The organism is Consotaella salsifontis, from assembly GCF_900167365.1.
Classification (GTDB): domain Bacteria; phylum Pseudomonadota; class Alphaproteobacteria; order Rhizobiales; family Rhizobiaceae; genus Consotaella; species Consotaella salsifontis.
In genome coordinates this window covers 64,708-79,164 of the sequence record NZ_FUXL01000005.1, presented here as the reverse complement: position 1 = coordinate 79,164, position 14,457 = coordinate 64,708, and the positions used below count along the sequence as shown (strand labels likewise).

The following is a 14,457-nucleotide window of genomic DNA, read 5'->3' as shown; positions in this document are numbered from 1 at the left end:
GGGCCTCCGAAAGCGTGTCGGGAATCAGGGGACGGGGCGAAATGCGCCCGCGAAGTCGAGTGGTCATGAGCGGGCCATCCAGGATTTCATGAGGAGAAGATCGCGCTCGCAAAGGCCGTGACCAGCGTCGACCGTCTCATGGGTGAGATCGGCGTCGCGCTCGCGGAATGTACGGGCGAGGCGCGCGGGGTTCTCCGACGCGATCAGCGGATCGGCCGCGCCCGAGATCATCAGGATCGGCTTGCCCGAAAGATCGCCGTCCGGCGGCGAAGCGAGCGGCACCATCGGCCGCAGGAGAACGGCGCCGGCAAGCGCCTCCGGGTGAAGGAGGAGCATGGCGGCGGCGATGTTCGCCCCGTTGGAAAAGCCGAGGGCGAGAGGCGCGCCGATGCCATAGGCCTCTCGGGCCTCGGCGACGAAATCGGCAAGCTCGCCTGCCCGCCGCGCCACATCCGCCTCGTCGAAGACGCCCTCGGAAAGGCGGCGGAAGAAGCGCGGCATGCCGCCTTCCAGCACCTTGCCGCGCGGGGAGAGCAGCGCCGCGCCAGGCGCGACGAGACGGCCGAGCGGCAGAAGATCGCGCTCGTCGCCGCCCGTGCCATGAAGCAGCAGCAGCGGCGCAAGGCTTTGATCCTCGCCCGCCTCGAAGCGATGAATGAAGGAAAGCTCGGCCATGGCAGGGCCTCCGGTTGAACGTTGCCCCATAGTTGGCCTTGCCGGCGCGAAAGGCGAAGAGGGCGAACGGTTGACGGTCCGTCGCCATTGGCGAGCCCGCCGACAGGCCGCGCCTTGCAGGAGACGGGCAGGCGCGCGATAAGCAAGGGGAATTCCAAACGGATGACCGACCAATGGCGCTCGACATCAAGACCTGCGGCATGAAGGACGAGGCGGCGATCGAGGCCGCGCTGTCGCGCGGGGCAAGTCATGTCGGCTTCATCTCCTTCCCGAGGAGTCCGCGCCATCTCGAAATCGAGGCAATGGCGGCGCTCCGCCGTCTGGTCGGTTCGCGCGCCCTCGTCACCGTGGTGGCTGTTGACCCCGACGATGCGCTGCTCGACAAGATTGTCGCGTCCGTCTCGCCCGACTGGCTGCAGCTTCATGGCCATGAGACGCCCGAGCGCGTCCTGGAGGTGAAGCAGCGTTTCTCGCGGCCGGTGATGAAGGCGGTTTCCATCGGCTCGGCCGAGGATGTCGGCCGCGTGGCCACCTATCTTCCTGTCGCCGACCGCCTGCTGCTCGACGCGAAAAGGCCGAAGGGCTCGGCGCTTCCCGGCGGCAACGGCGTTTCCTTCGACTGGCGGCTTCTCGACGCGCTTGACGATGGAACGCTCTACATGCTTTCCGGTGGCTTGGATGCCGGAAATGTCGGCGGGGCGCTCGGGCGGCGCGGGGTGACGGGTCTCGACGTTTCCTCGGGTCTGGAAAGCGCACCGGGAGTGAAGGACGTGTCCCTCATCCATCGCTTCTTCGATGCATTGGAGGCGGCGGGCCAAGCGCCCGCGCCGGGCAAGACACAAGAACGGAAAGCCTCGTGAACCAACCGATCCTCCCCAATTCCTATCGCTCCGGCCCCGATGAAGACGGCCGCTTCGGCATCTATGGCGGGCGCTTCGTCGCCGAGACCCTGATGCCGCTGATCCTGGAGCTTGAAGAAGCGTGGAAGACGGCGCGCCAGGACCCCGCTTTCGAAGCCGAGCTCGGCGCCCTCAACACCCACTACACCGGCCGGCCCTCGCCGCTCTATTTCGCCGAGCGTCTGTCGGAGGAGCTCGGCGGCGCCAGGATCTATTTCAAGCGCGAGGAGCTGAACCACACCGGCTCCCACAAGATCAACAACTGCCTCGGGCAGATTCTTCTCGCGCGGCGCATGGGCAAGACGCGCATCATCGCGGAAACCGGCGCCGGCCAGCACGGTGTCGCCACCGCCACGGTCTGTGCCCGCTTCGGCCTGCCCTGCGTCGTCTTTATGGGCGCGACCGACGTCGAGCGCCAGAAGCCCAACGTCTTCCGCATGCGCCTTCTCGGCGCCGAGGTGCGTCCCGTTACCGCCGGCGCCGGCACGCTCAAGGACGCCATGAACGAGGCGCTGCGTGACTGGGTGACGAACGTCGACACCACCTATTATTTGATCGGCACGGCGGCGGGCCCCCACCCCTATCCGGCGCTGGTGCGCGACTTCCAGGGCATCATCGGCCGCGAGGCGCGCGAGCAGATGCTGGCGCAGACTGGTAGCCTGCCCTCGGCCGTCGTCGCCTGCGTCGGCGGCGGCTCCAACGCTATCGGCATGTTCGACGCCTTCCTCGATGATCCCGAGGTCAAGATCTTCGGCGCGGAAGCCGGCGGCCACGGGATGGACGTGGAAAACGGCCACGCCGCCTCGATGAACGGCGGGCGCCCCGGCGTTCTCCACGGCAACCGGACCTATCTGCTTCAGGACGAGAATGGGCAGATCCTGGAGGGCCACTCGATCTCGGCCGGACTCGACTATCCGGGCGTCGGGCCGCAGCATGCGTGGCTGCGCGACACCGGGCGCGTCACCTACGACCCCATCACCGACAAGGAGGCGCTCGACGCCTTCCATCTCTGCACCCGCACGGAAGGCATCATCCCGGCCCTCGAATCCGCCCACGGTCTTGCCGAGGTGGCCAAGCTCGCGCCGAAGATGGGCAAGGACGAGACCATCGTCCTCTGCCTCTCCGGCCGTGGCGACAAGGACGTCCACACGGTGGCGCAGTCCATGGGCCTGGAGCTCTAGGGAGCATGACCGAGGCGGTGGAGATCGAAGTGACCTGCCCGAGCGCCGAGGAGGCGGACCGTCTCTCGCGCCGTCTCGTCGAGGCTCGGCTCGTCGCATGCGCGCAGGTGGGCGCTCCTCTTCAAAGCCGCTACTGGTGGCAGGGCGCCGTCGAGACGGCGGAGGAATGGCCGCTCGTCCTGAAGACCCGCGCCGACCTTTTCGAGAAGGTCGCCGACGAAATCCGCATTCATCATCCCTATGAGACACCGGCGATCCTCGGCCGCGCCATCGCCTTCATCGATCCCGCGACTCGCGACTGGATCGAGGCGAGCGCCGCGCCCGACGCCTGATCCGCCCGACCAACCCTTCGACCAGAGTTCCGAAAGCCCGCCATGACCAGACGCATCGAAGAGCGCTTCAAAACCTTGAAAGAAGAGGGGCGGCCGGCGCTCGTCACCTTCCTGATGGCGGGTGATCCGGATGGAGAGACGGCGCTCGACATCATCAAGGCGCTGCCGGCGGCCGGCGCCGACCTGATCGAGCTCGGCATGCCGTTTTCCGATCCCATGGCCGACGGGCCGGCGATCCAGGAGGCGGGGCGGCGGGCACTCCATGGCGGCGAGACACTGAAGAAGACGCTTGCCACCGTCGCGCGCTTTCGCGAGAGCGATCCGGCGACGCCGCTCATTCTCATGGGCTATTTCAATCCGATCTACGTCTACGGCGTCCAAGCCTTTGTGGACGCGGCGCTCAAGGCGGGGGTCGATGGGCTGATCGTCGTCGACCTGCCGCCCGAGATGGACGACGAACTCTGCCTGCCGGCGCTGGAGAAGGGGCTTTCCTTCATTCGCCTCGCAACCCCCACCACCGACGATCATCGCCTGCCGGCGGTTCTGAAGAACACGTCCGGATTCGTCTACTACGTGTCGATCACCGGTATCACCGGCTCGGCCGCGCCCGATGCGAAGAAGGTCGAGGCAGCGGTCGGCCGCATCAAAGGCCACACCGATCTTCCGGTGTGCGTCGGCTTCGGTGTCAGGACGGCGGAGCAGGCGGCCGAGATCGGCAAGGCGGCGGACGGCGTCGTCGTCGGCTCGGCGCTGGTGTCGGCGATTGCGTCCTCGCTTGACGAGGCGGGCTGCGCCACCGACAAGACCAGGGGCGCCGTCGCCGCCCTGGTGTCGAACCTCGCCGAGGGTGTAAGATCGGCCAGGCTTGCGCGCTAACGCCGCTCTGCCCAACTAAGGGCACAAGCTGATATTAGAGGCTTCGACTGAAGCACCCGGGCCGGAAGGTCCGGCCGCCGCCCGCCCGGAACGCAACGGAAAGCCGCCGTGAACTGGATCACCAATTACGTTCGCCCGAAGATTTCGAGCCTTCTTTCCAAACCGGAAGTGCCCGAGAACCTGTGGATCAAATGCCCCGAAACGGGGGAGATGGTCTTTCACAAGGACCTCGAGGCCAACCAGTGGGTGGTCCCATCTTCAGGGCACCACATGCGCATTCGCGCCGGAGACCGGCTGAAAGCCTTCTTCGACAATGGCGATTATGAAGCGGTGGACCTGCCCAAGGTGGCGGCCGATCCGCTGAAGTTCCGCGACGAGCGACGCTATACCGAGCGTCTCAAGGACAGCCGCGCCAAGACCGGCATGGACGACGCTCTCCTGGTGGGCACGGGAACGATCGAAGGTTTAGGCATCGTCGCCGCTGTCCAGGATTTCGCCTTCATGGGCGGCTCGCTGGGCATGGCGGCGGGCGAGGCCATCGTCACGGCCGCTGAGACGGCGGTGGAGCGCAAGGCACCGCTGGTTCTCTTTGCCGGTTCGGGCGGCGCGCGCATGCAGGAGGGCATCCTGTCGCTGATGCAGATGGCGCGCACCACCGTCGCCGTCGACATGGTGAAGGAGGCGGGCCTTCCTTACATCGTCGTTCTGACCAATCCGACGACCGGCGGCGTGACCGCTTCCTACGCGATGTTGGGCGACGTCCACATTGCCGAGCCGGGCGCGCTCATTGGCTTCGCCGGACCACGCGTCATTGAGCAGACCATTCGCGAGAAGCTGCCGGAAGGTTTCCAGCGCTCGGAATATCTTCTGGAGCACGGCATGATCGACATGGTCGTGCATCGCCACGATCTGAAGCACAAGATCGCCTCGCTCCTGAAGGTTCTGACAAAGTCGCCCTCGACCCTGCCCCAGGCCGAGTCGACCTCGCATCTCGAAGTCATGGGACTGTCGGCCGAGGAAGCGCGGTCGTCCCAGGCCGCAGAGTAGGCCCGTTGTCGATCACGAGAGGTCTCGCCGCGGCCGAGATCGAACGGTTGATGCTGCGGCATCCCAAGGGCTTCGACCTCGCGCTGACGCGCATCCGCCGTCTGCTTGCCGCTCTCGGCGATCCCCATCTCAAGTTGCCGCCGGTGATCCATGTCGCCGGCACCAACGGCAAGGGCTCCACCGTCGCCTTCCTGCGCGCCATACTGGAAGCGGCGGGACGCTCCGTTCATGTCCACACCTCGCCGCACCTCGTCGAGTGGAACGAGCGTTATCGTCTCGGCGGCTCGAACGGACCCGGCCGCTTCGTGGATGATGCCGTGCTGGCGGAGGCTATCGCCCGGACGGCAAGGGCCAATAGCGACGAGCCGATCACGGTCTTCGAGATCCTGACGGCCGCCGGCTTCCTTCTTTTTTCCGAGCATCCGGCTGACGTTGCGCTTATCGAGGTCGGCCTCGGAGGTCGGCTCGACGCGACCAATGTGATCGAGCGCCCCGCCGTCTCGGTGATCGCCAGCGTCTCGCTCGACCATCAGGCCTATCTCGGCGATACGGTCGAGGAGATCGCGGCGGAAAAGGCGGGAATCATCAAGTCGGGGTGCCCTGTCGTCATCGGCCAGCAGAATGCGTCGGCGGCGCTCGATGTGCTGAAGGCGGCGGCTCTTGCCGCCGGCGGGCCGACTGCGGTCTATGGCGAGGACTTCTTCGCCTTCGAGGAACGCGGCCGCATGGTCTATCAGGACGAAACGGGCCTGTTGGACCTGCCGTTGCCGCGCCTTCCCGGCCGCCACCAGATCGCCAATGCGGCCAACGCCATTGCCGCGCTTCGGCTGGCCCGCCTTGGCCTCGACGCCTCTGCCATCGAGGAGGGCGTGGCCGCCACGACCTGGCCCGGTCGCCTCCAGCGCATTACCGCAGGCCGCCTAGCCGATCTCGTGCCGGCGGGAGCCGAGCTTTGGCTCGACGGCGGGCACAATCCGGGTGCCGGCCTCGTTATCGCCGAAACGCTGGCGGGCCTGGAGGACAAGGTTCCGCGACCGCTGGTGCTCGTCGCCGGGATGATCAACACCAAGGACACGGTCGGCTTCTTCTCGGCCTTCAAGGGTATGGCGAGGCAGGTGTTCACGGTGCCCGTTCACATGTCGGAGGCTGGGGTTCCGCCCGAGGCGCTGGCGGAAGCGGTCGCCCAGGCGGGGCTTGCCGCTGAGCCCTGCGAGGATGTGGCCTCGGCGCTGAGAAAGGTGGCGGACGGCCAATGGGGCGAGAGGGCGCCGCGCATTCTCGTCTGCGGGTCGCTCTACCTTGCCGGGGAAGTGCTCGCCGAGAGCGGGCTCGCGCCGGATTGAGCCGGTAGCGGCGCCGCGACAGGAGAAGAGCGGAGCGCCAAAAGAAAAGGCCCGCCGAAGCGGGCCAAGTCATTCGCTCTCGGCTCGACCGACGCGATCAGGCCGCGCCCTTGATCCAGTTCACGAGCTTCGACTTCGGCGCCGCGCCGACCTGGATGGAGGCGGGCTCGCCGTTCTTGAAAAGAACCAGCGTGGGAATCGAGCGCACGCCGAACTGCGCGGCGATGTCCGGATTCTCGTCGATATTGACCTTGGCGACCGCAATCGAATCCATTTCTTCGGAGATTTCCTCCAGGCTCGGCGCGATCATCTTGCAGGGGCCACACCACTCGGCCCAGAAGTCGACCACCACTGGCTTGGAGCTGTCGATCACTTCGGACTTGAAATTGGTGCTGTCGATCTTCTTCGTGGCCATGGGAGCGTTTCCTTGTTCTTGAACGTCGCGCGCGGACCGTAGGGGCAATCCGCAAAAGCACGATGACATGATGTGATCAGAGGGTCCGAGCGAGCCACAGTGTCGCATGGCGCGCTGGAGAACTCGTTAAGACAGGTAGAAGGCCGTCGTCGGTAAATCAAGCACCGGAGACCCCGGCGCCGGCGGCGGATCGTGCCCGCCGGGCCAGCGCTTCATCGAGCGCCTCGCCGGCAACCGGCATCAGCACGGGCGCTTCGGTGAAAAGAAGAGCCGCTTCCACAGGAATCAGCGGGAAAAGGCTTCTCAGAAGCGCGCGATAGAGCGCGAGCTGAAGAAGATAGGCTGGTGGCACAGCAGCAATATCCACCGGCACGGAACGGTTGGTTTTGTAATCGACGATGAGAACACGATCTGGTGATAAAGCCAGACGATCGATTGTTCCGCTCACTGAGTACTCTTCGCCGCCGAGTACGATTCGCCCCGAAACAGGCACTTCGCCTCGGCTACCGCTGGCAAACACCGCAGCGAAGGCCGGGTCGGAGAGGATCGAAAGGACAGCCCCAAGGGCGCTTTCCTGCTCGGCTGGAGGAAGATCGGCCATCGGCGAGGCGAGGAAGGCGCGGGCATGTGCCTCACGCTCCGCTTCGGCGGTCTCCGGCAGGATCTCCAGCAGCTTGTGGACGGCAAGGCCCCGACGCACCGCCAGGGAGTTCGATTTGGCTCCGCCGAGGACGGGGGAGATGAAGCCCCCCACGCCTGCCGCCTCGCCGCCTTCCTCCGGCTCGATCTCGTAGGAGGCGCCGGCCGAGGACGGGGTGAGCGGACGAGGAGCCAGCGCCTCCGGCGGCAGCCGCGAAAGATCGAGCGCCGCTGGCTGGGCCACCTGGGTTTGAGGCGCGGCGATCTTTTCGCCGCCCGCGAGCTTGCCGAAGCGCCACGCGACCACCGCGCCGTCATCGTCGCAAATTTCCTCGCATTTTGGGCCAAGGCTTGCCTGCACCCGCTGAAGCCAGGACTGCTCGTTGGGTCCGCGAACGCCCGCCGTGCCGCAGACGACCAGCCGGTCGGCGGCGCGTGTCATGCCGACATAGAGGAGGCGGTGATATTCCTCCTCGGCGCGCAGGCGCTCGGTCTCCTTGAGCGCGGCGATGGCGCTCGTCTCCAGGCTCTTGTCGGCGCGCCAGAGAAAGCCCGGCGCCTGACCGGGATAAAGGCCCGGCATGTCCTCCCACGACATCAGGCGGGCGCCGTGCGAATGGGAGAAGGGGGCTGAGCCCGGATCGACCAGAAAGACGACCGGAGCTTCCAGACCCTTCGAGGCGTGGGTGGTCATGATGCGCACCTCGCCCCGTCCATGTTCCATTTCGCGCTTGATCTCGGGCGGGTTCGCCTCGATGTCGGCGAGAAAGGCGTCGAGGCCGGCATGAGCCTTGGTCTCCTCGGCAAGCGCGAGGTCGAGAAAGGCGTCGATCACCTCGCCGGCGTCACTGCCGAGCCGTGCCACGAGGCTGGCGCGCCCGCCCTCGGGGCCGAGAACGCGGGCATAGAAGGCGAAAACCCCCTCGAAGCCGGCGCGCATTCTCTGGCGCTCCAGCCGGTCGAAGGCCCGCGCCGCCTTCTCGCGCAGGGCCGTTCGCGCTTCCTGCGCCACGAAATCGGGCAGGCGCTTTTCCCCCTCGAAGCCGACAAGGCGGCGCAGCGCCAGATAAAGCGCGTCGCGAGGGCCTCGCGAAAGCGCGAGCGCCATCAGCTCATCATCAGAGAAGCCGAAGAGCGGGCTCTTCAGCACGGCGGCAAGGGAGAGATCGTCCTCGGCATTGGCCGCGACCCGGCCGAGCGCCATCAGGTCCTGGATGGCGATGTGGTCGGTGAGGACAAGGCGATCGGCGCCGGCCACCGGCAGGTTCGCGTCCCTGAGAGCTTTGCCCATGGCCTCCACGAAAGCGGAGCGCTTTCGGACCAGGATGAGAACGTCGCCCGGGGTGAGGGCGCGGGTCTTGCCCTTGACGGTGATGGGGTCGCCCATCCACGCACCGATCTGCGACGCGATGCGCCGGGCCAGCACGTTCACCGGTGCGCTGTCCGGCTGGATGTCGACGGGCTTCAGCCAATCCTCCGATTCCAGCGTGGGCTGCGCCTGGACCACCGGCCAGACTTCCACCAGCCCCGGTTCGGAGCGCGCCGACTGGTGGGCCGGCGCCTCGCCCGTCGAGGACAGGCCGCGCCGGTTCTCCGGGTCCTCGAACACGGCATCGACTGCGGAGAGCACGTCGGCGGCCGAGCGGAACGACTGGTGCAGATCGAGACGGCGAAACTTGCGGCCCGAGGCCAGCGCCCGCTCCTCGATGCGCCGGCGTTCGTCGGCGAACATGGCGGGGAGGGCGCCCTGGAAGGAGTAGATCGACTGCTTTTCGTCGCCCACGGCAAAGACCGTGCGCAGGCCCTCGCGCGCGGTGCGTCCGGTGAAGAACTCCTCGACCAGCGAGCGCACCACCTGCCACTGGCGGGCGCTGGTGTCCTGCGCCTCGTCGACCAGGATGTGGTCGAGGCCCTTGTCGAGCTTGAAGTGAACCCAGTCGGCTGCCTCGGAGCGCGCCAGGAGATCGGCCGTTCGCACGATGAGATCCTCGAAGTCGAGGCGCCCGCGCCGCCGCTTGAGGTTGCCGTAATCGCGCTCCAGCTGGTCGGCGATGACGAGCGCGGCCCGGCTGGCGCGGAAGAGCTTCAGCGTCGCCAGTTTCGCGCGAATGGCGGAAAGATGCTCGACGGCGCGGTCGATGCGATTCTGGAAGTCCTCGTGGAAGGTTGTGACGGCCTTGGTGGCAAGGCTCTTGTAGGGGTCGCCGTCCTTCTTGAAGAGCAGGGCGAGGAGCGCCTCGTAACGTGCCGCCGGCTCGCCTGCTTCGAGATAGGCGCCGAGGCGGGCGAGGAACTTTGCGTCCGTCACCTTGTCGCTCGCCTTGGCGACGACGGAAAGGCTCCGGCAGAAATCGTCGTCAAGGCTGGGAGCCGGGCAGGCGGCGGCGATGATCGTCGCCTCGCTCTCGGCGGGGTCTATCCCCAGCGCTTCGGCGAGAAAGTCGACCGCCCCCGCCAGTCCCCCCGTCTCCTCCATGTGGCGGCGTATGGCATCCCGCTTCATCACGATCTCGGAGATCAGGCGATCGAGCCCGAACTCTCCGGCAAGCGACAGCGCGTCGGCAAAGGCCTCGGAGAGGTCCTTCTGTTCTTCGAGGCCGTGCGTCGCCCCGCCGATGAGCATGCGCCGCGCCTCGGCGATCAGAAGCGCGCTCTCGGCGCTCTCCATCACCTCGAAATGTCCCGGAACGCCGGCCTCCAGCGGGAACTGGTGGAGGATCGCCTCGCAGAAGGCATGGATGGTCTGGATCTTGAGGCCGCCCGGCGTTTCCAGCGCCTTGGCGAAGAGCCGCCGCGCCTCGGCGAGGCGCTCCACCGCCGGCTCCTCCCCGAGACGGGACAGTTCGTTTGCCAACGTCTCATCGTCCGCCGTCGCCCAGGCGGCGAGGCGCGTGAAGACGCGGTTCGACATTTCGGCGGCGGCCGCCTTCGTATAGGTCAGGCAGAGAATGCGGCCGGGCTCGGCGCCCGACAGAAGCAGGCGCACGACGCGCTCGGTCAAGACATGGGTCTTGCCGGAACCGGCATTGGCCGAAACGAAGACGGAGAGGCGCGGATCGGAGGCCGTGCCCTGCGCCATCCGGGTGGCTTCGGAAACGGAAAAGCCGCTCATTCGCCATCTCCCGCGCCGTCGTCGCCCGCCGCCCATTCGCGGGCGCGCGACAGGTGGTCGTAGTCGGCGGAAAAGTCGCCCGCGCGGAAGGGGCGCTGGCGTGCGAGATAGGGCCGCTTCTCGTCGCGGTAGGCGGCGTGAAGGCCCTTCAGCTTCTCCAGCGCGGCCTCGGAGAGATCGTCCGCCGTGGTCACCACGCCGGCCTTCTTGTCCTCGAACGAGAGGCGCTCGTCATAGAAGTCGCGCTCGCGCAGGCGAACATAAAGGAGGTCGGCGACGCGCCGCCCCTCCTCGAGCCCCTTGAAGCCCCCGCGCTTGACCATCGCCCCTTCCAGGGGAAGCTGCGGGGCGAGCAGCGTGCGCGCCTGTTTGGCCGAGGGCTCGGTGCCCGTCTTAAAGTCGATCAGCTCCAGCGATCCGTCCTTGAGTTCATCGATGCGGTCGGCGAAACCCGTGAGGGTCAGCCCGATGTCGGCAAGCTCGATCCAGCCACCGAGTTCGGCATGGCGCGCTTTCACCGCCTCGTCTCTTCCCCGCTCCCATTCGAGAAAGCGCCGGGCGAGCCCCTCCATGCGCGGCCACCATACGGCCTCGACCTCTACCGGCAGGTCCTCGGTGAGAAACTCCTCGCGGGCGATCTCGATAAGCCGGCTTTCGGCGTCGTCCGCCCTGGGCGCGACACCCTCCATGACGAAGCGCGCCAGGATGCGGTGGTAGAGACTGCCGCGATCGGCTGCGCCGGGATCGCGGATCAAGGGCGGCATCTTTTCGAGCCGCAGGATGCGCCGCGCATGGACCGCGTAAGGGTCGCGGATGAGGGTTTCGACCTCCGTCACGGAAAAGCGCGTCGGCCGTTGGGCGAGGGGGGGACGCGGCGCGGGAGGCTCCATGTGCTTTTCCGGCGGCAGCTCGTCGAGCGTTCTGGCCGCAGTCAGATAGGGAGCGCCCGCCTGCCTTAGCTCGGCCGCGCCGTCAGGACCGGCGATCGTCAGCAACCGCTGGAGCCAGCGCGAGGCGATGGTGGGCGCGCCGCCCGAGCGCAACGAGCGGGAGAGGATGGCGCGGCTTGCTCCGAGCGCCATGGTGAAATCGTGGGCCGCAAGGCCGATCCGCCGCTCCGGCGGGTCGAGCGCGAGGTCGGTGCGCATGATGCGCGACAGGAAGGCGTCGTTTCGCGCCGCCCCAGGCCAGGAGCCCTCGTTGAGCCCTCCGAGGATCACCGTGTCGACGCTTTGAAGGCGCGCTTCCAGGGCGCCCCAAATGAAGACGCGCGCGGACAGGCCGCCGCGGGGCTTCACCGTTTCCCCCGCCATCAGGGCCCGCAGGACGTCGGGCAGCTCGAAGGGATCGAAGGAGAAGCGGGTTTCCGGGGCATGGACGAGCGCCGAGAGGAACGTGGCGAGGGCCGTGCCCGCCTCCTCGGCATAAAGGTTCGAAGCGTCGCTCTCGCTGTCGCGACAGAGCGCCTCCAGCGCCTTGGTCGCGGCCGTGGCGAAGGCTGCGATTTCCTGTGGCGCGGATGCGCGAAGGCCGGTGAGAGGCGCGAGCGCCGCCTCGACGTCCCGCGCCACCGTGGCGGCCATATCTCGATCCTCATGCGAGACGAGAGCAATGGGGCGCGCGGGGCGTGCTCCCTCTTCTTCCAGTGCGGCGCGGCGCTTGTCATAGAGGCCGGCGAGCCCGACGACATCGGCAACAGCCGCCCCGCCGCGCAGGGCGATCATCTCGATGGTGCGCGCGGCGCGCCGCGCCGCATCCGCCGAGAGGCCGAAGCGGGCGAGGGGGTGCTTCAGGAGCGACAGCAGCGGCACGGGATCGCCCGGCTGAAGCGCCACCTCCGCCGCCAGGATGAGGAGCGTCCCCGGCGCCGTCGCCGCCAGCGGCCGTCCGGCCGAGTCGTTGGCGGCGATGCCGAAGCGCGAAAGCTCGGAGACCACTCGTCGGGCGAGGTTGCGGTCCGGCGTCACCAGTGCCGCCTTGGTACCGTCCTTGGAAATCGCGGTGCGCAGCGCGGCGGCGATCGCCAGCGCCTCTTCGCGCTCGTCACCGGCCTCGATCAGGGCGAGGTCATCCAGCGCGCCGGCCTCGGGCAGGGCGCCGGCCCAGGCATCGGTCGTCTCGGCGGGGCGCAGCGCATCGGCGACAAGCCGCTCTCGGGCCCGCAGCAATGGCGGCAGGGCGGCGTCGAGATGCGTGACCTCATCCCGCTCCGCGCCAAGGGCGGCGAGGATGCGCTTCAGCCCGTACTGTGCGTGGCCGGGCGCGGCCGCCGAGCGCGCAAGATCGATCGCCTCGTAGGCGCTCCTGTCCAGGTCGCGGTCGAGCCCCGGCAGAACCACCGCGCCGTTGGGCAGATGCGCGACCGCCTTGAGAAAGGCGAGTGTCGCGGGCGCCGTCGCGGTTGAGCCGGCAACGATCACCGGCCCCCTCGCGCCGTCGCGCGTCAGCCGCTCCGCCTCGCCGCGAAGCCATGCGTTGCGGGCGCGGGCGGCATCGACCACGCCGCGCTCGGCGAGCACCTCGGGCCAGTGCTTCGTCAGGATCTGGAGGAAGGTCAGGGTCAGCTGCCACCAATGGGCGAGCCGGTCGGGCGCGAGGGTGGCGAGCGGCGCAAGATCGATCGCCTGATCCTCGACCTCGTCGAGAAGCGCGCAAAGATCCCCCGAAAGCCACAGCGCATCGGCCGAGGAGGCCGGCAGATCGACCTCCTCCTTCGCCAGAAGGCGGATCGTCTCGGTCGAGATCTGCGATTTCCACTGGCGCACCAGCCGGGCGATGAGAAGCCGGCGCTCCAGGGCGTCCATGGTGGCCGAAAGGTCGGGCGCGCCGGAGGTGAAGACCAGGCTCGTCTCGTCGACCGCCCCCAGAAGCCGGATCGAGGGAAGGATCGCCGCCTCTCCGCCGAGAGCGGCGCCGATCTCGGCGGCCAGGACGCGCGCCGCGCGCCTTGTCGGCACGAAGATCGTCGCAGCGGCGAAAGCCAACGGATCGCCCGCCGCGCTGAAGCCCGGAACGAGCTCGCCGGAAGCAAGGGCCCCAGCGAGGGTTCTCAGGAACGGCACGCCGGGGGGAATCGAGAAGAGGTGGGGACGCATGTGGTCAATCTACCGCATGGGTCCGCCCGGTACACCCTCATCCGCCGATATGGCGCTCGGCGCGTTCCGTTTCAGGCGGCGCTGGAGCGCAGCCGCGCCTCCGCCATATGCACGGCTTCCGGCGTTCCGACGGTGATCCAGAGGCCGTCGAGGCGGGCGCCGAAGAGGCGGTCGGAATCGATCGCCGTGTCGAAGATGCGGTTGAGCGAGAATGGATTGGCCTGATAGCCGTCGAAGACTTCGGGCTTGAACAGCGCCGCCCCGGCATAGATGAAGGGCGACATGGTGCGTTCCTTGACGCGCTTCAGCCGACCCTCGACATCCATGGCGAAATCGCCGCGTCCCTCGTAGCCGCTCGCCTGCTCCATCGTGGCGATGAGTAGCAGGATATCCATCTTCTCCGGGTCCCAGAGATCGGCCAGGAGATCGAGATTGTCGCGATAGCCGTCGATCCAGAAGGTGTCGGCATTGATGACGAAGAAGGGCTCCTCGCCGAGCAGCGGCAGGGCCTTGACGATGCCGCCGCCCGAATCGAGCAGCTTCTCGCGCTCGTCGGAGACCACGATCTCCATGTCCTTGCGCTTCTTCAGATGCGCCTGCATCAGATCGGCCATGTAGTGGACGTTGACCACGACCTTGGAGACGCCGTTGCGCGACAGCGCATCGAGGCCATAGTCGATCAGCGATTTCTGTCCAACCTCGATCAGAGGCTTTGGAATGGTCGAGGTAATCGGCCGCATTCGCTTGCCGAGCCCAGCGGCGAGCATCATCGCCGTCGAGGGACGGAATTTCTCGTTTGGTTCGCGCGTCATCTCATCGATCCGGGAAATCGCCTTGTCCGCT

At 67.4% G+C, this 14,457-nt stretch carries 11 protein-coding genes; 6 read left to right on the top strand and 5 right to left on the bottom strand.

The annotated features are described in order from the left end of the window. Positions 1–63: 63 nt before the first annotated feature. Positions 64–675 (bottom strand): alpha/beta hydrolase, encoded by a 612-nt coding sequence (locus B5D38_RS08475; protein WP_078707987.1) that lies wholly within the window; start codon positions 673–675, stop codon positions 64–66. 173 nt (positions 676–848) lie between these two features. Here B5D38_RS08475 and B5D38_RS08470 point away from each other — a divergent pair, with 173 nt between their 5' ends. From B5D38_RS08470 to B5D38_RS08445, 6 genes are all read left to right on the top strand, one after another. Continuing rightward, complete coding sequence (locus B5D38_RS08470; protein WP_078707986.1) at positions 849–1,535, top strand: phosphoribosylanthranilate isomerase; 687 nt, start codon at positions 849–851, stop codon at positions 1,533–1,535. Next, positions 1,532–2,755: a tryptophan synthase subunit beta gene (trpB, locus tag B5D38_RS08465; RefSeq protein WP_078707985.1), complete on the top strand. Its 1,224-nt coding sequence runs from the start codon at positions 1,532–1,534 to the stop codon at positions 2,753–2,755. Before B5D38_RS08470 ends, trpB begins: the two co-directional genes overlap by 4 nt. Positions 2,756–2,760: 5 nt before the next feature. Further along, positions 2,761–3,087, top strand: coding sequence for a divalent-cation tolerance protein CutA (cutA, locus tag B5D38_RS08460; protein WP_078707984.1), 327 nt, complete (start codon positions 2,761–2,763; stop codon positions 3,085–3,087). 42 nt (positions 3,088–3,129) lie between these two features. Further along, positions 3,130–3,963, top strand: a complete 834-nt coding sequence (gene trpA, locus B5D38_RS08455; RefSeq protein ID WP_078707983.1) for a tryptophan synthase subunit alpha — start codon at positions 3,130–3,132, stop codon at positions 3,961–3,963. A 108-nt stretch (positions 3,964–4,071) separates the two neighbouring features. Beyond that, positions 4,072–5,010: an acetyl-CoA carboxylase, carboxyltransferase subunit beta gene (gene accD, locus B5D38_RS08450; protein ID WP_078707982.1), complete on the top strand. Its 939-nt coding sequence runs from the start codon at positions 4,072–4,074 to the stop codon at positions 5,008–5,010. Positions 5,011–5,060: 50 nt separating this feature from the next. After that, positions 5,061–6,353, top strand: a complete 1,293-nt coding sequence (locus tag B5D38_RS08445; RefSeq protein ID WP_078708224.1) for a bifunctional folylpolyglutamate synthase/dihydrofolate synthase — start codon at positions 5,061–5,063, stop codon at positions 6,351–6,353. A gap of 97 nt (positions 6,354–6,450) precedes the next feature. Here B5D38_RS08445 and trxA read toward each other — a convergent pair whose 3' ends face one another. The 4 genes from trxA to B5D38_RS08425 form a co-directional block, all read right to left on the bottom strand. Continuing rightward, a complete protein-coding gene (gene trxA / locus B5D38_RS08440) occupies positions 6,451–6,768 on the bottom strand; it encodes a thioredoxin (protein ID WP_078707981.1) in 318 nt (105 codons plus the stop codon). 157 nt (positions 6,769–6,925) lie between these two features. Beyond that, positions 6,926–10,519, bottom strand: a complete 3,594-nt coding sequence (addA, locus tag B5D38_RS08435; protein ID WP_078707980.1) for a double-strand break repair helicase AddA — start codon at positions 10,517–10,519, stop codon at positions 6,926–6,928. Further along, on the bottom strand, positions 10,516–13,614 hold the full coding sequence (addB, locus tag B5D38_RS08430) for a double-strand break repair protein AddB (protein WP_078707979.1): 3,099 nt from the start codon (positions 13,612–13,614) through the stop codon (positions 10,516–10,518). The genes addA and addB overlap by 4 nt, the downstream gene beginning before the upstream one ends. A gap of 71 nt (positions 13,615–13,685) precedes the next feature. Continuing rightward, positions 13,686–14,426 carry a nucleotidyltransferase family protein gene (locus B5D38_RS08425; protein WP_078708223.1) on the bottom strand — a complete coding sequence of 247 codons (741 nt, stop codon included), beginning with the start codon at positions 14,424–14,426 and terminating at the stop codon, positions 13,686–13,688. Positions 14,427–14,457 lie beyond the last annotated feature (31 nt).